The 21,614-nt window shown below is 43.4% G+C and carries 20 protein-coding genes and 1 pseudogene; 17 read left to right on the top strand and 4 right to left on the bottom strand.

What is annotated here, in order from left to right; translation table 11 throughout:
- Positions 1–208: 208 nt before the first annotated feature.
- Complete coding sequence (citC, locus tag STRCR_RS01575) at positions 209–1,258, bottom strand: [citrate (pro-3S)-lyase] ligase (protein WP_004229194.1); 1,050 nt, start codon at positions 1,256–1,258, stop codon at positions 209–211.
- A 191-nt stretch (positions 1,259–1,449) separates the two neighbouring features.
- On the opposite strand from citC, the gene STRCR_RS01570 reads away from it, so the two are divergent.
- Complete coding sequence (locus tag STRCR_RS01570; RefSeq protein WP_004225587.1) at positions 1,450–2,583, top strand: AbrB family transcriptional regulator; 1,134 nt, start codon at positions 1,450–1,452, stop codon at positions 2,581–2,583.
- Here STRCR_RS01570 and citG read toward each other — a convergent pair.
- The 3 genes from citG to STRCR_RS01555 form a co-directional block, all read right to left on the bottom strand.
- Positions 2,578–3,468: a triphosphoribosyl-dephospho-CoA synthase CitG gene (citG, locus tag STRCR_RS01565; RefSeq protein WP_004226838.1), complete on the bottom strand. Its 891-nt coding sequence runs from the start codon at positions 3,466–3,468 to the stop codon at positions 2,578–2,580. The genes STRCR_RS01570 and citG overlap by 6 nt on opposite strands.
- Entirely contained in the window at positions 3,458–4,156 is a 699-nt protein-coding gene (locus tag STRCR_RS01560) for a GntR family transcriptional regulator (protein WP_004229077.1), read from the bottom strand. The genes citG and STRCR_RS01560 overlap by 11 nt, the downstream gene beginning before the upstream one ends.
- Positions 4,157–4,284: 128 nt before the next feature.
- Positions 4,285–5,688 carry a CitMHS family transporter gene (locus tag STRCR_RS01555; RefSeq protein ID WP_004227792.1) on the bottom strand — a complete coding sequence of 468 codons (1,404 nt, stop codon included), beginning with the start codon at positions 5,686–5,688 and terminating at the stop codon, positions 4,285–4,287.
- 239 nt (positions 5,689–5,927) lie between these two features.
- Here STRCR_RS01555 and STRCR_RS01550 point away from each other — a divergent pair, with 239 nt between their 5' ends.
- From STRCR_RS01550 to STRCR_RS12260, 16 genes and pseudogenes are all read left to right on the top strand, one after another.
- Positions 5,928–6,257, top strand: a complete 330-nt coding sequence (locus tag STRCR_RS01550; RefSeq protein ID WP_004227326.1) for a hypothetical protein — start codon at positions 5,928–5,930, stop codon at positions 6,255–6,257.
- An 18-nt stretch (positions 6,258–6,275) separates the two neighbouring features.
- A complete protein-coding gene (locus STRCR_RS01545) occupies positions 6,276–6,686 on the top strand; it encodes an acetyl-CoA carboxylase biotin carboxyl carrier protein subunit (RefSeq protein ID WP_004226313.1) in 411 nt (136 codons plus the stop codon).
- A 26-nt stretch (positions 6,687–6,712) separates the two neighbouring features.
- On the top strand, positions 6,713–7,834 hold the full coding sequence (locus tag STRCR_RS01540) for a sodium ion-translocating decarboxylase subunit beta (protein ID WP_004229665.1): 1,122 nt from the start codon (positions 6,713–6,715) through the stop codon (positions 7,832–7,834).
- Positions 7,835–7,854: 20 nt separating this feature from the next.
- Positions 7,855–7,983, top strand: a complete 129-nt coding sequence (locus STRCR_RS12410) for an OadG-related small transporter subunit (RefSeq protein ID WP_004228587.1) — start codon at positions 7,855–7,857, stop codon at positions 7,981–7,983.
- 80 nt (positions 7,984–8,063) lie between these two features.
- Positions 8,064–8,369, top strand: a complete 306-nt coding sequence (gene citD, locus STRCR_RS01530) for a citrate lyase acyl carrier protein (RefSeq protein ID WP_004225282.1) — start codon at positions 8,064–8,066, stop codon at positions 8,367–8,369.
- The gene (gene citE, locus STRCR_RS01525; protein WP_004226354.1) at positions 8,357–9,244 is read left to right on the top strand and encodes a citrate (pro-3S)-lyase subunit beta; all 888 of its coding nucleotides are present in this window, start codon (positions 8,357–8,359) and stop codon (positions 9,242–9,244) included. Before citD ends, citE begins: the two co-directional genes overlap by 13 nt.
- A 1-nt stretch (position 9,245) precedes the next feature.
- Entirely contained in the window at positions 9,246–10,781 is a 1,536-nt protein-coding gene (gene citF, locus STRCR_RS01520; protein ID WP_004225894.1) for a citrate lyase subunit alpha, read from the top strand.
- Positions 10,774–11,322 carry a citrate lyase holo-[acyl-carrier protein] synthase gene (gene citX / locus STRCR_RS01515; protein ID WP_004229879.1) on the top strand — a complete coding sequence of 183 codons (549 nt, stop codon included), beginning with the start codon at positions 10,774–10,776 and terminating at the stop codon, positions 11,320–11,322. Before citF ends, citX begins: the two co-directional genes overlap by 8 nt.
- A gap of 12 nt (positions 11,323–11,334) precedes the next feature.
- Positions 11,335–12,723 (top strand): oxaloacetate decarboxylase subunit alpha, encoded by a 1,389-nt coding sequence (locus STRCR_RS01510; protein WP_004226831.1) that lies wholly within the window; start codon positions 11,335–11,337, stop codon positions 12,721–12,723.
- Positions 12,724–13,041: 318 nt separating this feature from the next.
- Positions 13,042–13,224 (top strand): hypothetical protein, encoded by a 183-nt coding sequence (locus STRCR_RS01505; protein WP_004225734.1) that lies wholly within the window; start codon positions 13,042–13,044, stop codon positions 13,222–13,224.
- A 572-nt stretch (positions 13,225–13,796) separates the two neighbouring features.
- A pseudogene (locus STRCR_RS01500) lies at positions 13,797–14,437 on the top strand (HlyD family efflux transporter periplasmic adaptor subunit); the annotation flags it as partial.
- Positions 14,438–14,744: 307 nt separating this feature from the next.
- A complete protein-coding gene (argR, locus tag STRCR_RS01495) occupies positions 14,745–15,176 on the top strand; it encodes an arginine repressor (protein ID WP_004227786.1) in 432 nt (143 codons plus the stop codon).
- Positions 15,173–15,526, top strand: a complete 354-nt coding sequence (locus STRCR_RS01490) for a YlbF family regulator (RefSeq protein WP_004227532.1) — start codon at positions 15,173–15,175, stop codon at positions 15,524–15,526. Before argR ends, STRCR_RS01490 begins: the two co-directional genes overlap by 4 nt.
- Positions 15,513–18,074, top strand: coding sequence for a DNA mismatch repair protein MutS (mutS, locus tag STRCR_RS01485; RefSeq protein ID WP_004225926.1), 2,562 nt, complete (start codon positions 15,513–15,515; stop codon positions 18,072–18,074). The genes STRCR_RS01490 and mutS overlap by 14 nt, the downstream gene beginning before the upstream one ends.
- A gap of 731 nt (positions 18,075–18,805) precedes the next feature.
- Positions 18,806–20,752: a DNA mismatch repair endonuclease MutL gene (mutL, locus tag STRCR_RS01480; RefSeq protein WP_004229691.1), complete on the top strand. Its 1,947-nt coding sequence runs from the start codon at positions 18,806–18,808 to the stop codon at positions 20,750–20,752.
- Between the two features lie 12 nt (positions 20,753–20,764).
- Positions 20,765–21,430 carry a CPBP family intramembrane glutamic endopeptidase gene (locus tag STRCR_RS12260; RefSeq protein ID WP_004226962.1) on the top strand — a complete coding sequence of 222 codons (666 nt, stop codon included), beginning with the start codon at positions 20,765–20,767 and terminating at the stop codon, positions 21,428–21,430.
- Positions 21,431–21,614 lie beyond the last annotated feature (184 nt).

Raw genomic sequence — 21,614 nt, 5'->3', positions numbered from 1 at the left:
GCTGTAAGAGCCTGAAAATCCCCATGAGAGCTCTCTTCTCACCCATATAATATTGTAATCCCTGAAGATGAGGTATAAAATTAAAGAGCCAAGAAGATCAGAGCTTTATCTAGGGATTTCTGATAGGTCACCTTTAAAATGATAGTACTTTGCTGGTTCAGATGCCCCCCCTCTCTTTGATGATGGCGTTTGTTATAATTAGGAGTGCTCAGTAGTGGCGAACCTCATCAGCTGCTTGGATTCTTTCAATCACAGGTTTGGCTTGCTCACTCAAAAAATAGTCTAGGCTGCTCTGAGGTAGGAGTCTTTCCAAGAGCTTCCAATTTCCCTCTTTAATCGCCTGCCGGGCCGTAGAGGCACTGATAACCTGTCCCTCAGCAGTTTCTTTACGGGGAAGGGTAATGCAGTCAATACCAGCCTTGGGTAAATCCTCCTGCATAATTTGATTATAAAGACTAGTAACAAGACTTGTTGGTTCCTCTCCAACATAGCGTCGTGAAATATCCAACTCTTTAGCAATCTGAATAAAGATAGTAAGATCAATCCTAGCCTGACTTTCAATCACTTGTTCTTTATCCCTTAGGAAATAACTAGGAAAAGTGGAACGGCTGATAATGTAGTCACCAGTATCATGATAGATAATATTCTTGAGGTGGGCTGTCCCTGCCTGAACTAGCTGTTTGCGAATGGAGAAGGGGACTAGGCTGCTATCTTCGCTGACAATAAAAAGATGGAGCCAATCATTCTCTGCAGCAGCCTGTTCAATTAAATATTGGTGTCCCAAAGTGAAAGGGTTGGCGTTTAAAACGAGAGCTGCTGTCCGCGGGCCTGTCCAAGGATTTTTTGCCAACTTTGATAGATATGTTTGGAAGCCACTCTTTTTATTTTCCATGAAAGAAATTTTCTTGGGGAGTCTGACGATTTCATAAAAACCTAAGTCGGTAAAGTATTTAGCTGTACAGGGCTTGGTATAGAGGAAAATATGACTGTTGCCCCGCTCAAACTGAAGATTAACGAGATGGCTAACAATCTTATTGAGTAGCCCCTCTCCTTGATAATCCTGCCTGACACCCAAGCAGCGCAGGGTATTGCCAAAGCAGCTGCCAGTGGCGATAACATTGAGGTCCTCATCAAAGATTGCACAGGTATAATCAAGATTGTCATCACGGCGAATCCCCTCTTGTTCTAAGAGTTGATCAATCTTTTTGAAACTGGCTACATCGGATGGAAAAATTTTGGAAATAGAATAGGCTGACATGGTTTCCTCCGCTTTTTAATGTCATTGTAGCACTAAAAGTGCACCCTATCATCAAGGGTCACCCATTAAAAACACTTTTAATACAATAGTTTGCTTTATAAGAGATACTAAATGTGCCATAATTAAAGAAAAAGTCACTGGCACTAAGGTTTCTAAGTTAAAATTTAGATGGCAAGAAAGATTTTTAGCTTATGATATTATCAATTTTCTTAACTCTTTTTATTGGTTTGGCAGGTGGCTGGTTGGCAAGACGCCTGAGAATCCCGGCCCCTTTTATGGTCGGCAGTATGATAGCTGTGGCCCTGGTATCGATTTTAACAGGCCAGATGGTTACAGAGCCAAGCATGAAAATTTTTGCGCAGGTTATCAGCGGTGCCTATATTGGTCAACAGATTTCTAAAAGAGATATTGTGAGTTTTCCCAAGTTGGCCAAGGCTATTGCAGGATTAATGAGTTTGTTTACCCTCAATATGATAGCAATGGGACTGCTGTTTCGACATTTCTTTGCTTTAGATTTAGTAACTGCCCTACTCAGTTGTCTTCCGGGAGGAATTGTAGATGTTTCTCTGATGAGCATTGATATGGGGGCAAGATCGGATATTGTAGCGACTCTACAGTCAGCTCGTCTGATTGGGATTTTGTTGCTCTTGCCGGCCTGGGTGGCCTTTCTAACAAAAAAATTTAGCCCTAAAGGTGTTCAAACGACAAGGCAACAAGGACAGAATGATCGGCCTTCTTCTTTACCGCAGCAAAGGCAGGCCAAGCTAAGTGGCAAAAAACAGTGGGTCAATAACGGTTTAATTCTGATTGTTGCTAGCTTGGGCGGCCTCATTGGGATGGAGTTGAGAATTCCTGTAGGGGCCTTGATTTTCTCTCTGATTTTTTCATCCGTTTTAAAAATTACTAGAAACACCCAACAGCTTTCTATTTCTCTGAGATATTTAGCACAAATTGTTGCGGGTTCCTTAATTGGAACGAATTTCACGCAAACCAGCCTGCTGCGGATGGTCCATCTCATTATCCCTATCGTTTTACTGTTGACGAGTTACCTCATCATCAATGCTTTCTTTGGCTTTATTATGTACCGCAGCGGCCTGCTCGATCTCCAATCTGCTCTTTTTGCTTCCTCACCCGCTGGAGCGACAGATATTTCGCTTTTGGCTGGGGAACTTGGCGGAGATATGCCCAAGATTGCAGGCATTCAAATCAGTCGAACCGTTTATACTGTAGTGGTCATGCCCTTGCTTGTTAAAGCCCTAGCTAGTATGTTCTCATGTTCTAGTCTAGCCAATGTTCTACTAAATCAGCTGGCAGAATACTTATAGCAGCTTCTCTAAGAAGGCAAAATAGAAGGTTAGGCTTAGAAAATCGGCACTGCCGCCAGGGCTGAGATAGCGCTGAATCAATATCTGATTGTAGGCGGTCAGCTGCTGTTTGAGTTCTGACTTGCTAAAATCACTATTCAGGAGGCTCCGAGCCTCTTTTTTAATCCTTTGCCAAGCTGGCAAACCTCCTCGGTGAATAAGATTGGCATCTTCAACGGAGCCCATCAGATAAAGCAGTAGCCGCCATTGACAAAATTCTTTGTCCTGTCTCTTGTTAAGCTCTTGCCGGAAAAAAGGGAGGGCATGGGCGACGACTGTGGGGAAGCCTGCAGCTGCCTCTCCGCGAGGGCCTTTAATGCCGTATGTAAGATAGAGCTTTTCACCGTGGCTAAGATCCGCCTTTGTCTCCAGTTGGCTGAGATCTGCCTGAATGATATGGGCCGCTAGTTGTTGGGCCAGTTGGCAGATGGCCAGGCTATCTTGGGGAGTTAAGGGCTTATTATAATTAGCAGTTGTGGTTCTCTTGGATAAATAAATGCCAGTAGCTCCAAGAACTAGGGCTAAGGAAAAGTTAATGCCCTTATGAGTGTTGACACCTTTGGTGGCCTGAAACATAGTTTGTTCAGCTTGAATGCCAATTTTCCTGAGTTCTTCAAAAATCAGCTGGGGTTTTTGCCCAGCCAGCCGCCAGCCTACTTCAAGATAGCGTAAGAAAAAGGGATTGAGAGCCTCAATACTGGTAAGGAAGGTTTCGTAGGTCATATCCTTGTGAGCCCCAGCATCCAAGCGATCGACTAGGCCTGGCTTGGGGCTAAGATCCAGCTCATAGAGCAAGGATCTTGAGGCCAGCTCGGCATAATTCTCTAAAGAAATGCTATTGGCCATGCTGCCTTCTTTCCATTTCTTGTTTGATAAATTCGAGGGAAGCATTGAGGTGTTCATGAGTAATCAAGGTAATCTGCTCAGTATCCTTGTTTTTCATACCTCGGTAAATAATCCAGTGTTCAGATAGAGCGCGTTTCCGTCTTTCGAGGGAGCCTATAGAAATCTCCCGAAAATATCTAAGATAAGTTTGCAATTCCATGACAATCTCACGCAGGCGGAGCATCTGACTTTTTTCATAGATTAGCTCATTAAATTGATTAAAGTTTTGCAGTATTTGCTGGATGTCTCCATCTTCAATCATTGCTTCACAGTCAGTCAATATTTTTTTCATATCTGCGAAGTCTTCCTCAGTCATCAAATGCATAGCTTTGATGGAAGCCAGTGTATCAAGCGCTTTGCGAATGTCAAAAATTTCGATAGCATCTTTTAAGCTGATACCACGGACAATAATCCCTTTTTTGGGAATGTGCTCCACCAACTTTTCTTCCTTCAAAACACCCAGAGCATAGCGGATGGGTGTACGGCTGATGTTAAGAGTTTCAGCGAGTTCTTTTTCATTGATGTGACTGCCGGCTGGAATTTCGCTCATAATAATGGTCTTCTTAAGAGCTTCATAAAAAGAGACTTTCAGGGGCACATTCTGTGATAAATCTAAGTTATTTTTAATAGCCTGAGTAATTTGTGACATGATTCCTCCTTGAAAATTTTAGTAACTATTATAACTATAACGAAGTCTCTCAAAAAAAGTAAATAACTTATTTTTTATAAAAAAAGCCTTGCCAGTTAGCAGGGCTTTTGAATGGGTATCGCTTTTGCTTATTGAGGAATATAAAGCGGGACATGGCCCATCACAAGGACGGTGACAACGAAAATCAGGAAGATTACAGCTGCATACTTGGCAGACTCTCTCTGCCATTCCCCCATATCCAAGCCGGTCAAGCGCAGGAGTAAGTAGATAAAGGCAACCAGAGGACTCAGCAAGTGGAAGGCTTGTCCCATCAAAGATGCAAGAGCCATAGCCATGTTGCTGAAACCATATTGGGCACCGGTTTGCGCTAAGACTGGCATAATACCATAGTAGAAGCCATCGTTCGACAGGAAGAAGGTACCAGGAGCAGAGATGAGGGCAATAACCAGACCCCAGAAACCAGCTAGTTGCTTAGGAATAATGGTTGTAAAACTAGACGCAAGAGCATTGGCCATACCACTACCTTGGAAGAGTCCCATAAAGATACCGGCAGCAAAGACTAAGATAACGACTTGAACAGCATCACCGGCGTTGTCACTAATGCGTTTTGTTTGGTCCTTCAGTCTAGGGTAATTGACCATCAGGGCGATACAGGTACCGACACCAAAGAGCAGAAGTGAAGGGACTTCGATAGCTGGAACAAAAGAACTAGCGACCAGCCAAACAATCAGAATAATCGTTAAAATAGCATTAAAAATAAAGTTTTTAGGACGGCGGATATCCAAAACTTTCGGATCGGTAACCTTGGTTAACTCGGTAATCTCTTTATCGGAGAGTTCACTAACACCTAAACGCTGGCGTTCTTTTTTACCCATGCTTCTTGCCACAAAGAAGATGACATAGAGGATAGAAAGAATCATACCAGGTGCCAAATAACTTAAAATCTCAGAACCAACGTTAAGAACCGACATAGCCCGAGCAGTAGGTCCGCCCCAAGGCAGTAGATTCATGATGGTGTTTTGCAAAATAATCAGGACACCAAGATTCATGATTCTCATATTTAGTTTTTTGTAAATCGGTAAAAAGGCCGAGCAACAAATCAAGGTTGTTGTAGTACCGTCACCATTGAGAGAAACGGCAGCTGCAACAACAGCTGTGGCCACAAGCACTTTCAGAGGATCGCCCTTAGCGAAACGGATCATCCTTTCGGTTATAGGGTCAAAAAGGCCTGCATCCAACATAATTGAGAAATAGAGAATGGCAAAGAGCAACATAATACCCGTTTTGGCGGTATTGTTGATACCATACATAATCATTGGGCCGATGGCTGTTAACCCTTTTCCCATCCCATCTTCGGCAGCAAAGTCAACAAAGGCCTTATCTGCAGTCAGATTAGCCGATCCAGTTAGGATAGCGATAACAGCCGCTATCAATGGAATCATAACCAGTGCCGTGAGGGGAGACATTTTTTTCTTCATGACAACATACATGAAGACGATAATCATCGCATAAGCTAGTAATGTTAATAACATAAGCTTCTCCTTTATTAATTTAGAAATATGAAAGCTTGAAGTATCTTACTATCAGTGTATATGAAAGCGTTTCAAAAATAAATAGTGCCTTTCCGAAAGAACACAAAAAAAACACAGATTGCCTGATAGTTGAAAGAACACAAAAAATGCATGCTTGAAGACTTTTATCGTTATATAATTAAAGAGTAACGGCTATTAGGAAGCTTAATACACAAGCATCACTTCGAAAGGAGGAAAATATGGGGATTTTTCAACGTTTATTTGGCAAGGCCAGTAAGGCTGAACCTATCAGCACAGAAGAGCCTGACAGTATAGAAAGTTCAACAGACTCTGATTGGGAGCAGCTCCCAGCCTTTATTCCGGCAGCTCCTCAAGATGTTGAGCGAGTCAGTGTCATCGCAACAGCTATAGCTGCTGGCGACAGGCCGAACAGTAAGTTTCTTGTTAAAAGAGTCTTACAAAGGAACCCAGAGGTTAAAACGATTTCTATCATAGCTGCAAGTATTGCAGCCGGCACAAAAACTGATAGCCAGTTGTCCATAAAAAATATTTACAAAAAGAAAAACTGAAACAAAAGGAGGCATTTTATGTTGCGTAAATTTAAAATCTCAGTTGACGGGAAAGAATACCTAGTGGAAATGGAAGAAATCGGTGCTCCGGCAACTCCAACACCCGCTCCCGCACCAGTGGCCGCATCGGCAGCTCCCGCACCAGCACCAACTGCAGAAGCACCTCAACCTGCCCCAGCTCCAGAGCCAAGCCCAGCTGCATCGTCACCGGCAGGTGCGGATGCTATGCCAGCTCCAATGCCAGGGACAATCCTGAAAATTTTGGTTAATTCAGGCGATACCGTTTCGGAAAATCAACCCCTCATGATTTTGGAAGCCATGAAAATGGAGAATGAAATTGTGGCTAGCCATGCGGGCACAATCTCTGCCATTCATGTTAAAGAAGGACAAGTGGTTAATGCAGGCGATGGCCTGATTACAATCGCTTAATGAGACATTAGAAAGGAAGTAAGCTTGTGGATACTTTAATCTCAGGAATTACCTCTATCACTATTCCGCAAATCATTATGATGTTAATTGGGGCTGTACTCATGTATCTAGGGATTAAAAAGGAATATGAGCCCACTCTCTTAGTTCCGATGGGTCTTGGGACCATCTTGGTGAATTTCCCTGGAACAGGAGTCTTGACACAAGTTGTCAATGGTGTCCATCAAGAAGGGGTTTTGGATGTCCTCTTCAAGATTGGGATTAATACCGAACTCTTTCCCCTCCTGATTTTTATCGGAATTGGTGCCATGATTGACTTTGGTCCTCTGTTACAGAACCCTTTTATGTTGCTCTTTGGTGCTGCAGCCCAGTTTGGGATTTTCTTTGTTGTCGTCGTTGCGGTCTTGGCAGGCTTCGATATCAAGGAAGCGGCTTCGATCGGAATTATTGGGGCTGCTGATGGTCCAACTTCAATCTTTGTCGCCAACCAGCTGGCACCTAAGTTACTAGGACCGATAACAGTTGCAGCCTATTCCTATATGGCACTGGTTCCTATTATCCAGCCTTTTGCTATCAAATTGGTTACAACTAAAAAGGAACGTCGGATTCGTATGACTTACAAGGCCGAAGATGTTTCTAAGCTGACCAAGATTCTTTTCCCAATTGTTATTACCATTGTCGCAGGCTTCATCGCACCTATCTCTCTACCTCTTGTTGGTTTCTTGATGTTTGGGAATCTCTTGCGTGAATGTGGTGTTTTAGATCGCTTATCGCAAACAGCCCAAAATGAGTTGGTCAATATCGTCAGCATCCTCTTGGGTCTAACGATTTCAGTTAAGATGCAGGCTGATCAATTCTTAAATCTCCAAACCCTCATGATTATTCTCTTTGGTTTGGTGGCCTTCATTATGGACTCTGTCGGAGGGGTTGTTTTTGCCAAGATTTTAAATATTTTCCGCCGCAAGAAAATCAACCCTATGATTGGCGCTGCAGGGATTTCAGCCTTCCCAATGTCCAGTCGTGTTATCCAAAAAATGGCAACGGATGAAGATCCGCAAAACTTTATTTTGATGTACGCAGTTGGTGCCAATGTATCAGGGCAAATTGCTTCCGTAATCGCAGGTGGCTTGCTGCTGTCATTCTTTAGCTAAAAAGGTGAGGAGAAAAAATTATGCCAATGAATGATTTGATTCAAGCCTTTGAACTGATGGGCTTAGGTATGGCTGGTGTTTTTATCGTCTTGGGAATTCTCTATGCGGTAGCTGAATTGTTACTCAGGATCTTTCCAGTCAAAAAATAAGTTAGTTATCACACGCGACACTCGTGGGATTGTCTCACCTGCGCCGCATATTAATTTAATATAGTAATGTGAGGTGAATTATGAAAATTAAACAATCTGCTGTCGCGGGCTCGTTAGAGTCCAGTGACATTATGGTGACAGTTAATCCAAGCAATGATGGTATTTCTATCGAATTAGAAAGCAGCGTCGAAAAACAATTTGGTCAACAAATTAGGACACTTATCCAAGAAACACTGGAAAACTTGGGTGTTCAGTCTGCTGCTATCCAAGCCGTAGATAAGGGAGCTTTGGATTGTACCATTCAAGCACGTACGCTTGCTGCAGTTCACAGAGCGGCAGAAGTAGAGCAGTACAACTGGAAGGAGATTGACGCATGGAACGCTTAAGAAGAACAATGATGTTTGTCCCCGGAGCCAATGCAGCCATGCTTAGGGATGCTCCGCTGTATGGTGCAGACTCCATTATGTTTGACTTAGAAGACTCGGTTTCCTTAAAAGAAAAGGACACTTCTAGAGCTTTGGTACACTTTGCCCTCAAGACTTTTGACTACAGCCAAGTAGAGACGGTTGTTCGGGTGAATGGTCTGGATACCTGTGGCGCACTTGATGTTGAGGCCGTCGTTCTTGCTGGCGTCGATGTAGTCCGTCTACCTAAAACGGAAACGGCCCAAGATATCATTGATGTCGAAGCAGTTATCGAAAAAGTTGAGCGCGATAACGGTATTGAGATTGGGCGTACTAAGATGATGGCTGCTATCGAGTCTGCCGAAGGTGTTCTCAATGCTCCAGCCATTGCCAAGGCTTCTCAACGTTTAATTGGTATCGCCCTCGGTGCCGAAGACTATGTGACTAATATGAAAACGCGTCGCTACCCTGACGGCCAAGAGCTTTTCTTTGCTCGCAGCATGATTCTTCATGCAGCGCGTGCGGCCGGTATTGCAGCGATTGATACGGTCTACTCTGATGTCAATAACCCCGAAGGTTTCCAAAACGAAGTGCGTTTAATTAAGCAACTGGGATTCGATGGAAAATCCGTTATCAACCCTCGCCAAATTCCTTTGGTTAACGAAATCTATACACCAACGGAAAAAGAAATTCAAAATGCCAAAGAAGTTGTTTGGGCAATTCGTGAGGCAGAAAGCAAAGGGTCTGGTGTTATTTCGCTCAAGGGTAAAATGGTTGATAAGCCTATTGTTGAGCGCGCCGAACGTGTTATTGCCTTGGCCAAGGCAGCTGGCGTGTTAAGCGAGGAGGATATTTAAGATGGTAGAAAATAAATTAGGTCGTGATATTCCTCAAGAATATGCTGAACGCTATGGTGTATTTGAAGGGGAATTGGCACATATTAAAGATTATCAAGAATCCAGTCGGCGGGTGAAACCAGTGAAACCCGCTGATGACAAGCTCTTGTCTTCTATTCGTGAAGCGATTGAAAAAACAGGGCTAAAAGATGGTATGACTATCTCCTTCCATCACCATTTCCGTGAGGGAGACTATGTGATGAATATGGTCTTGGATGAGATTGCTAAGATGGGGATTAAAGATATCTCTATCGCTCCCAGCTCTATTGCCAACGTCCATGCCCCTTTGATCGATCACATCAAAAATGGCGTTGTTACTAATATCACATCCAGTGGGCTGCGCGATAAAGTTGGGGCTGCAATTTCAGAAGGAATCATGGAAAATCCTGTTGTCATCCGCTCCCACGGGGGACGTGCCCGTGCGATTGCAGCCGATGACATTCATATTGATGTCGCTTTCTTAGGAGCTCCGAGCTCTGACGCTTACGGCAATGCTAATGGGACAAAAGGAAAGGCAACCTGTGGTTCACTAGGCTACGCCATGATTGACGCTAAGTATGCAGACCAAGTAGTCATCATCACAGATACCTTGGTGCCTTACCCTAATACGCCGATCAGTATTCCGCAAACAGATGTCGATTATGTCGTTGTTGTAGATGCGATCGGGGATCCCGAAGGTATTGCTAAGGGTGCAACTCGTTATACCAAGAATCCTAAAGAATTGCTCATTGCCGAGTATGCGGCTAAGGTTATCACCGGTTCTCCTTACTATAAAGAAGGGTTCTCTTTCCAAACAGGAACGGGTGGAGCCTCATTAGCTGTTACACGTTTTATGCGTGAGCAGATGCTTAAAGATGGCATCAAAGCTAACTTTGCTCTCGGTGGTATCACCAATGCCATGGTAGAATTGCTGGAAGAAGGTCTGGTTGACAAGATTATGGACGTTCAAGACTTCGACCATCCTTCGGCCGTATCGCTTGACAGTAATGCCGAAAAGCATTATGAAATTGATGCTAATATGTATGCCTCACCGCTCAGCAAGGGTTCTGTGATCAACCAATTAGATACCTGTGTGCTCTCGGCCTTAGAAGTGGATACAGACTTCAATGTCAATGTCATGACAGGCTCGGATGGTGTTATTCGCGGAGCATCAGGCGGCCATTGTGACACGGCCTTCGCAGCCAAAATGAGTTTAGTCATTTCACCTCTTGTGCGCGGACGCATTCCTACCTTTGTTGATAAGGTTAACACCGTCATTACGCCGGGAACCAGTGTTGATGTCATTGTGACAGAAGTTGGTATTGCTATCAATCCTAACCGTCCTGATTTGATAGAACACTTTAAGGACCTGAAAGTACCGCAATTTACAATTGAAGAGTTGAAAGAAAAAGCTTATGCGATTGTCGGTAATCCAGATCCTATTCAATATGGAGACAAGGTTGTGGCTCTTATTGAGTATCGTGATGGCAGCTTGATTGATGTTGTCCGTAATGTCTGAACAACTAAGTGTCCCAACCGTCTTTGACGGACCGCAAGTAACCCTAGAGGATATGCTGGCTGCGCGTGAAGACCGCAGCCGTAAACAGACAGAACTGCTGAAAACGTATAAGTCTCATTCCCTGCTTTGTGCAACCATGAATATTCCCGGGCCCATCAAGAACTCAGTTCTATTAAGCCGGGCCTTTGAAAGGGTTATTAAGCAGGTCAAAGGAACTTTAGCAGGACATATTAATTTTGAAAAAGAAATTGTTAAAAAAACGGGCTGTGAGTATTATCTGATTTCAGATTTAGCAGCTAACGATTTAAAAAAATCGATGATAGAGATTGAAACAAGCACCCCTTTGGGTCGCCTGATGGACTTGGATGTTTTGCAATTGATTGAAAACTATCCCAAACCAATTAGCCGTCAGGAGCTCGGTTTCCCTAAGCGACGCTGCTTTATCTGTCAGGGAGAGGCCAAGTCCTGTGCCAGGTCTCGAAAACACAATGTGGAAACGATGCAAGCCAAGCTTGCCCAAATTATTAGTGAAAATTTATAGAGGAGGGAAGTCATGTCGGAAATCCGCCTTACGGAGACAGTCTTGCGAGATGGACAACAGAGTCAAATCGCAACACGAATGACAACAACAGAGATGCTGCCGGTTCTGGAAACCTTGGACGAGGCAGGCTATCACGCTTTGGAGGTCTGGGGTGGCGCTACCTTTGATTCCTGCTTGCGCTATTTGAATGAGGATCCCTGGGAAAGGCTGAGGACCATTCGTAAACACGTTAAAAAGACGAAATTGCAAATGCTCCTGCGTGGTCAAAATTTACTGGGCTATCGCAATTATGCCGATGATGTTGTGACCTCCTTTATTCAAAAATCAATCGAGAATGGGATTGATATTATTCGTATCTTTGATGCCCTCAATGATCCTCGCAATCTGCAAACAGCTGTATCAGTTACTAAAGCAGCAGGTGGTCATGCCCAAGTTGCTATTTCTTACACTACTAGCCCCATCCATACAGTGGATTACTTTGTTAATCTCGCCAAACAGTACGCTCAAATTGGGGCAGATTCCATCTGTATCAAGGATATGGCCGGTGTTTTAACACCGCAGACCGGTTATGAGTTAGTAAAGCGGATCAAGGAGGGTGTAAATCTGCCTCTTGAAGTCCATACCCACGCGACCAGTGGCATTTCTGAGATGACCTATCTCAAGGTCGCTGAAGCGGGAGCTGATATTATTGATACAGCAGTCTCATCCTTTGCAGGAGGAACTAGTCAGCCTGCGACAGAATCTCTAGTCATTGCTCTTGAAGAGCTTGGTTTTCACACGGGTATTGATTTAAAAAAGGTCGAAGAAGTAGCTGCCCACATGAATACTGTTCGTGACCACTATCGAGCAGAAGGAATTTTGAATCCTAAGGTCAAGGATGTTGAGCCCAAAACCCTAATCTATCAAGTTCCAGGAGGGATGTTATCAAACCTGCTCAGTCAATTAACAGAACAGGGGTTGGCCGATCGATATGAAGAAGTTCTGGCTGAGGTTCCTCGCGTTAGAGCCGACCTTGGCTATCCACCGCTGGTAACGCCTTTATCACAGATGGTAGGAACCCAATCGCTAATGAATATTATCACAGGTGAGCGCTATAAGGTCGTTCCAAATGAGATTAAGGATTATGTCCGTGGCCTTTACGGCCGTCCACCAGCAGCTATTGATGACAAAATCAAACAACTCATTATCGGTGATGAGGAGCCTATCACGGTTCGGCCAGCTGATTTGATTGAACCGCAACTACCAAGTTTGCGTCAAGAAATTGCAGACTATGCCAAGAGTGAAGAAGATGTACTCAGCTATGCTTCCTTCCCTCAGCAAGCGAAAGATTTCTTGGGCCGCCGTGACGATCCTTTCTATGATGTTCCCGTCCAAACCGTTTCTGTTGATATTGATTTTTAAGCCCTTAAATAATGGGCAACATGGAGATTAAGAAACTCTATAAGGGAGAAGACTAACCAAGTTTTCTCCTTTTAATTTGTAGTAGATGACTATAATTAAAGGGCTCTTTGTCAACTGTAGTGGGTAGATGAAAAGCTAAATCCGAGAGAGGACCAAATTGGTCTTCTCTTTTCAACTATTGTAACGTTGTCAAAACGTTTAAAAATATCAGAAAATTGTTTAGGATCTTAGCATTCTAACGAAAGATGGGCAGAAGAACTTGATTAAGAAGAGTTTAGGTGATACTATAGCAACCATAAAAATGAAAGGATAAACTATATGGAATCAATTGTGTTCGACAAATTCGAATCTGTTCAAGTAAACGACTTGTCTGAACAGATAGGTGGAACTATCAATGTTGGTTATTACTGGGGATTTAGGTTAGGTAATCTTTTTAACGGTGGATTCTCAGGAGGGATCACAGGTATTGTTAATGGTCAGGGAGATGGAGGTTTTTGGTAATATCGAAAACCTGTATATTCACTCCATTGAATAAATTGAATATGAAAGAAGATTTTATTTTATGCCAAAGCTCCCAACTATTTTAGTATTATTTTGTATTTTACTACTACCTATTATTGCCAATCGCATTAAAAGTCCTGCTGTAAAAATTACTTGCTTTGTCATTATTTTGATTTTGGGTGTTTATAGCTCGGCAGAAGTCGTATATGCACTTTTACATTAGAGTTACATAATTTTCAAAGTCGCATTATACATCCCAAGATTCATAATAGACTTTCCATTTTTTTAGAAAAGGCAAGACATTCTTGAGGGCACCCCGAAAAACTCAAGATTTTCTATATTTGAATACTTGTAAATACTGATATATCAGCATCGAGAATGTTTTGCAAGAGACTTGTAGAACTTCTCTTGAATGAATTTCGACAAAATATCCTAGAAATTTTGGTGCTTCTACTTGCTTTGCAAGTTCTATCGCAACTTTGAAAGAGGTTCATTGCTACTAAAGAACTTATAAAGTGTGCAAGGGTAAGACTTCTAGGCTTAGCCAACAAGTCTTACTCCCAACCACCGCGCAAAAGAATTCGCAAAAAGAAGCCATAAAGGAACGCAATAAGCGTCTGGACAAAATAGAAGAGAAAAAAGAAAAGAAGACCAAGAAAAAAACAAAAAGCTCTCTAAAAAGGCCAGAAAAAAAGCTGAAAAAAAGGCTAAAAAGAAAAAAGATGCCAGAAAGAAAAAGCGCAATGAGAAAGATAAAAGAGAAAAAGAGAAACCGATCATATCTCCCTCTTTGCGCCGGATAATGGCATTATCCATACCAATCCTAAATATGAAGGGGCTCATGTCATTCCTCAATGGTCAGAAATTGCCCAAATTTATCCTGATATCCAAAAGACCAAGATGGTATTGATTACCTACTACGTGTCATCAGACGATGTGGTCTCAATGGAAGAAGGACAAAAGACACGGCTTGACAGTTGAGAAAAAAGGCAATGACAAAATGATGATTGAAGGTAAGATTACAAAGGTTGCTTCTTCAGCCACGTCCACTAAAAAGGGAAATCTCTTTAAGGTGACGGCCAAGGCTAAGCTCTCCAAAAAGGACAGCAAGCTCGTCAAATACGGCATGACTGGTAAGACCGTTACGGTAATTGATAAGAAGACCTACTTTGACTACTTTAAAGACAAACTTCTGCATAAAATGGAGAATTAGGCCCAATTCACAATCCGACTCAAACAGAGTTGGATTTTTTATGGAGCTACATAGTTTATGAGAGCGAATCAATGTCAAAGCCTTGTTGACTTTAGCTGACCAAAGTACGCTTGCACCTCGTCGCCTTGTCTATTTTGCTTGCCTTTTAATGCTAGAGACGAGCTAATGCGAACTTGCTACTTTGTGAATAATTACTCTTTTCAAGAAAGACTTCCTTATTTTAATCTTTCCTAAGGCCAGTGGTGAAAAAACTAGGCCTTTTTGTTATAATGTGTAAGGTATAAATTGAGAGAAAATAGAGGCTAGCATGAATAAAATTGAGCGACAACATAAAATAAAAACCATCATTCAAGAGGAGCGGGTGGGAACGCAGGAAGAAATCAAGAGCAGCCTAGCTAAGCAAGGCATTGCCGTGACTCAAGCTACCTTGTCACGGGATTTGCGGGAGATTGGCCTTCTCAAACGTCGTGATGAGACTGGCAGGCTCTATTACAGCCTGTCAACTCAGGAAGACTCTCACCTGTCTGATGCTGTTCGAGACTATATTAAAAGGGTCTCTCGGGCTGGTTTTATCTTGGTTCTCAGCACCGAGTTGGGAGAAGCTGATGTTCTGGCTAATATTATTGACCGAGAAGGACGCAGTGGCATCCTTGGAACAGTAGCTGGCGCCGATACCCTTTTGGTTATTTGCCAAGACGAAGTCAAGGCTCAGGTCATTGAGGAAGAATTACATAAATGACTGACTTAAATCAAGCCCTTAAAGACTTACAGAATTTATTGGCTCATCATGAGAGTGTTCAAGCTTTTAAAGCCGTTCAAGCCAAGGTAAAGGAACGGCCAACTTTGAATCAACTGGCCCACGATATGAAGGCCTACCAACAAGAGGCAGTCTTGTTTGAAAAATTAGAAGAAAATCAGGCAGCCGACCAGTTAGGTCAGGCTGCTGATCGCTTAAATCAGGAACTTTCTGATCTGCCTCTAGTCCAAGACTACCGTGCTAAAATGCAGGACGCCAGTGACCTTTTACAATATGTCACCAAGAGCCTAGAAGAAAAGATTAATGAAGGATTAGCTAATGGCAAAAGATAAAATTTCCCCAGGAATGCAGCAATATTTAGACATCAAAGAATCCTATCCGGATGCTTTTTTGCTTTTCCGGATGGGGGATTTCTATGAACTTTTCTATGATGATGCGGTTAAAGCAGCCCAGATTTTAGAAATCAGTCTGACCAGTCGTAACAAGAACGCTGACCATCCCATTCCTATGGCTGGTGTCCCTTATCATTCAGCTCAGCAGTACATTGATGTACTGGTCGATTTGGGTTACAAGGTAGCCATTGCCGAGCAGATGGAGGACCCTAAAAAGGCTGTTGGTGTAGTTAAGCGTGAGGTTGTTCAGGTTATTACTCCGGGAACTGTCGTCGATTCGAGTAAACCTGATAGCAGTAATAATTTCTTAGTTGCTATCGACTGTCTGGATGGAGAGTACGGCCTCTCTTACATGGACCTCTCAACTGGTGAATTTTATGCAACCAGTTTGAGTGACTTTACAGCAGTCTGCAGCGAAATTCAAAACCTTAAAGCTAGGGAAGTTGTCCTTGGTTTTGAACTCAACGATAAGCAGACAGAAAGCTTGACCAAGCAGATGAACCTTCTCTTATCACCTGAAAAGGAAATTTATGACGATGTTCAGTTGATTGGCACAGATTTAAGGCCAGTAGAATCTCAAGCTGCAGGTAAGCTCCTCCAATACGTCCACACGACCCAGAAGCGGGAGCTCAGTCACCTGCAAAGTCTAGTGCACTATGAAATCAAAGATTTCCTGCAGATGACTTATGCCACCAAGACCAGTCTGGACCTTTTGGAAAACGCCAGAACCACCAAGAAACACGGCAGTCTCTTCTGGCTTTTGGATTCCACCAAAACAGCTATGGGAATGCGTCTCTTGCGGAGCTGGATTGATCGCCCTCTGGTCAGTCGGGAGAAGATTCTGGAGCGGCAGGAGATTGTTCAGACCTTTTTGGATAACTTTTTTGAACGCAGCGACTTGACTGACAGTCTCAAAGGAGTCTATGATATTGAGCGTCTGGCCAGTAGGGTTTCCTTTGGCAAGGCTAATCCTAAGGACCTCTTGCAGCTGGGGCATACCTTGGCTCAGGTTCCTAAAATCAAGGGTGTGCTGGCCAGCTTTGCCAGCCCTGTTTTAGACCGATTAAATGAAGCTATTGATGCTCTGCCTGAATTGGAAAGCCTGATTGCCTCTGCCATTGACCAAGATGCCCCAGCGACCATTACCGAAGGGGGCATGATTAAAACAGGCTTTGATCAGCAACTGGATCACTATCGTCAGGTCATGCGAGAAGGGACCACTTGGATTGCTGAAATAGAAGCTAAGGAGCGGGCTGCCAGTGGCATTTCGACTTTGAAGATTGATTATAATCGCAAGGATGGCTACTATTTTCACGTGACCAATTCCAATCTATCCCTTGTGCCAGACCATTTCTTCCGCAAGGCGACCCTGAAAAATTCTGAGCGTTTTGGAACAGCCGAATTAGCTAAAATTGAAGGGGATATGTTGGAAGCTAGGGAGCAGTCAGCGACCTTGGAATACGATATCTTTATGACCGTCCGTAATCAAGTTGAGAAATATATCCAGCGTTTGCAGGATTTGGCAAAAAATATTGCCACAGTCGATACTCTGCAAAGTTTAGCCGTAGTGGCTGAGTATAACCACTATGTCCGACCTCAATTCAATGACCAGCAAGTCATTGATATCCAAGATGGCCGTCACGCTGTTGTCGAGAAGGTCATGGGGACTCAGGAATACATTCCCAACACCATCACCTTGGATCAGGCGACCGCTATTCAGCTGATTACAGGGCCTAATATGAGCGGGAAATCAACCTATATGCGACAGCTAGCCCTGACTGTAGTCATGGCACAGATCGGCTCCTTTGTTGCTGCTGAGTCGGCTAATCTGCCGATTTTCGATGCTATTTACACGCGGATTGGAGCAGCCGACGATCTGATTTCTGGCCAGTCAACCTTCATGGTTGAGATGATGGAGGCAAATATGGCCATCCAGCGGGCCAGCAAACGGTCTTTGATACTTTTTGATGAATTGGGGCGTGGGACTGCTACCTATGATGGCATGGCCCTTGCTCAAGCTATCATCGAACATATTCATGACAGGGTGGGCGCTAAGACCCTCTTTGCCACCCACTATCATGAGTTGACAGAACTATCAACTACCTTGACACACTTGGTCAATGTCCATGTGGCAACCTTGGAGAAGGATGGTGATGTTACCTTCCTTCACAAAATAACAGATGGCCCAGCTGACAAATCTTACGGTGTTCATGTTGCAAAGATTGCAGGCCTCCCTAGAGATCTACTTCAACGAGCAACTAGTATTTTAACAGATTTAGAAGCTCATTCTGTCAGTTTGACTAGTCAAGAGAAAGCGGAGAAACTTGACACCCCTGTCAAGCAGGAGACAAGCAGTCAACAAATGTCCCTCTTTGAAATGACAGAATCTAATGATAAATTGACACAAGCCCTTCAAGCTCTTGATGTAGTCAATATGACCCCAATGCAAGCCATGAATGCCCTCTTTGAATTAAAGAAATTACTGTAAACCTAGGGGGAGTGGGATCAACTCAAAAATTGTAAATTTTGGTCCGAATTTTCACCCTTGTTCAGCTCAAAAGATCTAGGGGACCTTTTGAGGTTGGACATAAAATAAATGATGGTCATCACATTCGTTTAAGCTTTACACTTTGGTCTTGTGACAAAAGGAAAAACAGCCAGCAGTGGAGTCTGGGACAAAAGCCCAGACTCGTTAGCATTGTTCTAGATTTACCAGATTGACACAGTGGTTGATGGCGGTTCTTACCTTGGGATGCAGTCCCATTTTCAGGCATCCCCTTTAAACAGTCCATCGGACTGTTTAACTACCATGCAAGTGATAGCGGCCAACCTAAGCAACTGTGCGGAAGGGGGGGACGACGAGGTCAATTTTTTATATAAATTGACCTCTGTCCCATTCTCTGTGCAGGGGAAGACTGGTTGGCATGGCCAACCAGTCTTGCTCCCAACCACTGCCCCAATAGTTTATTCCAAAAGAGGAATGCTGGACGAGTTTTTGCCCAACCTTTGATGATAAAAAATGAAAAGATAATGGTAATTTGTTAGCTCCCTTCCTAGACTCTAAATTAAGAACGAGATTCGGGCAAGGAAGGCTTATCTCTAGTCTCAGATGTGCAGGGGCTACCTCTTCTATGCTATAATAAAACCATTAGTAGCTCCGAAAAATTAAGGGGATTAAGCCCCCCATCTATCTTACTTTTTGAGTAGCGGTGAGGAATTATGTCAAAAATTATTGAATTGCCAGAAGTGCTGGCCAATCAGATAGCAGCTGGTGAGGTTGTTGAGCGGCCCAGCAGCGTTGTTAAAGAATTAGTCGAGAATGCTATTGATGCGGGCAGCACACAAATTACAGTCGAAATCGAAGAATCAGGCCTCAAGAAAATTCAGGTAACTGATAATGGCCAAGGGATTGAAAATGATGATGTAGTCCTCAGCCTGCGTCGCCACGCCACCAGTAAAATTAAAAATCAGGCAGATCTTTTTCGGATCCGTACCCTTGGGTTTCGTGGTGAAGCTCTCCCTTCTATCGCCTCTATCAGTGATTTGACCGTTAAAACAGCTGTCAAGGGTGCGGAATATGGGACTCTTCTAGTCGCCAAAGGCGGAGAAATTATCTCTCAGGAGCCTGTCAGCACACCTGTCGGGACCAAGATTACAGTTGAGGACCTTTTCTTTAACACCCCAGCTCGCCTCAAGTACATGAAATCCCTCCAAGCAGAATTAGGCCACATTGTCGATGTCATCAACCGCCAAAGTTTGGGCCACCCTGAGATTGCCTTTACCCTTATCAATGATGGGCGTGAGCTGACCAAGACAGCAGGGACGGGTGATCTGCGCCAGACTATCGCTGGTATTTACGGTCTCAACACTGCCAAGAAAATGGTTGAAATTTCCGCTAGTGATTTAGATTTTGAGGTATCGGGCTATATCAGTTTGCCCGAATTAACGAGGGCTAATCGCAACTATATCACCATCCTCATCAACGGTCGTTACATCAAAAATTTCCTGCTCAATCGGGCTATTTTAGATGGCTATGGCTCCAAACTCATGGTTGGACGCTTCCCTTTAGCTGTGATTGATATTCAGATTGACCCTTATTTGGCTGATGTCAATGTCCATCCAACCAAACAAGAAGTCCGCATCTCTAAGGAAAAGGAACTCATGCAGCTGATTCGAGAGGCTATTGCTGAGAGCCTAAAGGAGCAAGACCTGATTCCAGATGCCTTAGAAAATCTGGCTAAGTCTAGTGTCCGTCAGGCTGACAAACCTGTTCAGACCAGCTTGCCCCTCAAGCAGACCAACCTCTATTATGACCAGTCTCGTCAAGATTTCTTTCTCAAATCGGATAATCAAGTAGCAGAAAGTCAGTCAAATCAAGCTTCTGAGCCTGTCAATCAAATTGACAAGGCTGTCAAGTCCACCGGCTCTGTCAGACAGGCCCAAAGACCTGAATCTAATGTGTCAGACCAGGAACACCCTGATATTGACTTCTCCAAAAGGGCCCAAACCCACAAGCTGATGGATCGCCTGGATCAGGAAGAAAGCTCAGCTTTCCCTGAGTTAGACTATTTTGGTCAGATGCAGGGCACCTATCTCTTTGCCCAAGGTCAAGGAGGGCTCTATATTATCGACCAGCATGCCGCCCAAGAGCGGGTCAAATATGAATATTATCGTGAAAAAATTGGTGATGTTGACAGTTCTTTGCAGCAATTGCTAGTCCCCTATCTCTTTGAGTTTCGGGCGGAAGATTTCATTAACCTTCAAGAAAAAATGCCCCTCCTCAATCAGGTGGGTATCTATCTTGAACCCTACGGGAATAATACCTTTATCCTGCGGGAACACCCCATCTGGATGAAGGAGGAAGAGATCGAATCAGGTGTTTACGAGATGTGCGACATGCTCCTCTTAACGGATGAGGTTTCGGTCAAGGTCTATCGGGCTGAGCTGGCCATTATGATGAGCTGCAAACGATCGATCAAGGCTAACCACGCCCTAGATGATTATTCAGCCCGCAATCTTCTGGTCCAATTATCCCAATGCAAAAATCCTTATAACTGCCCCCATGGCCGACCCGTCTTAGTTAATTTCACTCAATCCGATATGGAAAAAATGTTCCGTCGGATTCAGGAAAATCATACGAGTCTGCGTGAGTTAGGGAAATATTAGGAGGGAGGTTTAATGCTTTTTTTAAAGTCTCACCATGCGGCCTTTGTGTTGGTCTACCTTATATGTTTTCTACTTGATCCCTTCCGCTTTTTGTCAGTAGCAGGAGATATTCACCAACTGTTAAACTTTACCCTATATATTCTAGTAGCAATTTTTGGGATTTGGCTCTTCCAAGATGATTTGAAAGATTCCTATTCAAAATTCAAACAGCATATTTGGCGGTCATTGGGCATCTTACTGCTTTCAACTATCCTTGTGTTTGTGGGGCAAATACTGGCTACCCTTTTGATGGGCATTCTTTATCAAGTTTTTGAACTTGCCAAAGAAAAAGGCATCAACCAGGCCTCGGTAGAGCAATTGTTACAAGGTCGCAGGCTAATCGTTTTAGCAGTCTTTTCCATTGCGTTGACGGGTCCTCTTGTTGAAGAATTAGTTTTTCGTAAGTCCCTGATAGATATGGGGAAAAAGCATCTACGACTATTCATCATCTTACAAGCTCTTTTATTCGCTGGTATCCATATGCACGCCCTACAAGTTTCAGAATTTATTAGTGTTATTCCTCAGTTGATAACCGCCTTCACCTTTGGTGTAATCTATGCTAAGTCAAAGCAGATTCTTTATCCGATTATTGTGCATATATTGTTCAACACACTGGCTATCATCTTCCTTCTCATATAGAGTATAGAGAGAATTAGAAAGTAAGACAGAAATCGGTAATTGTCGTGAATAGCACTTTCGTTTTTCATTGCTTTTTTATTGAAAGAGGGGGCTTATCCTAAACTGTCAATTCTACTGGAACATACTTCTGCACAATTTAATTAAGATACGGCAGGACCTTGCTATCTCCATGCTCTGAACTCGA

Origin of the sequence: Streptococcus criceti HS-6 (assembly GCF_000187975.2) — a bacterium.
In the GTDB taxonomy this organism is placed as follows: Bacteria; Bacillota; Bacilli; order Lactobacillales; family Streptococcaceae; genus Streptococcus; species Streptococcus criceti.
The sequence above is the reverse complement of the archived record's forward strand: the minus strand, read 5'-3'. Positions and strand labels throughout refer to the sequence as shown.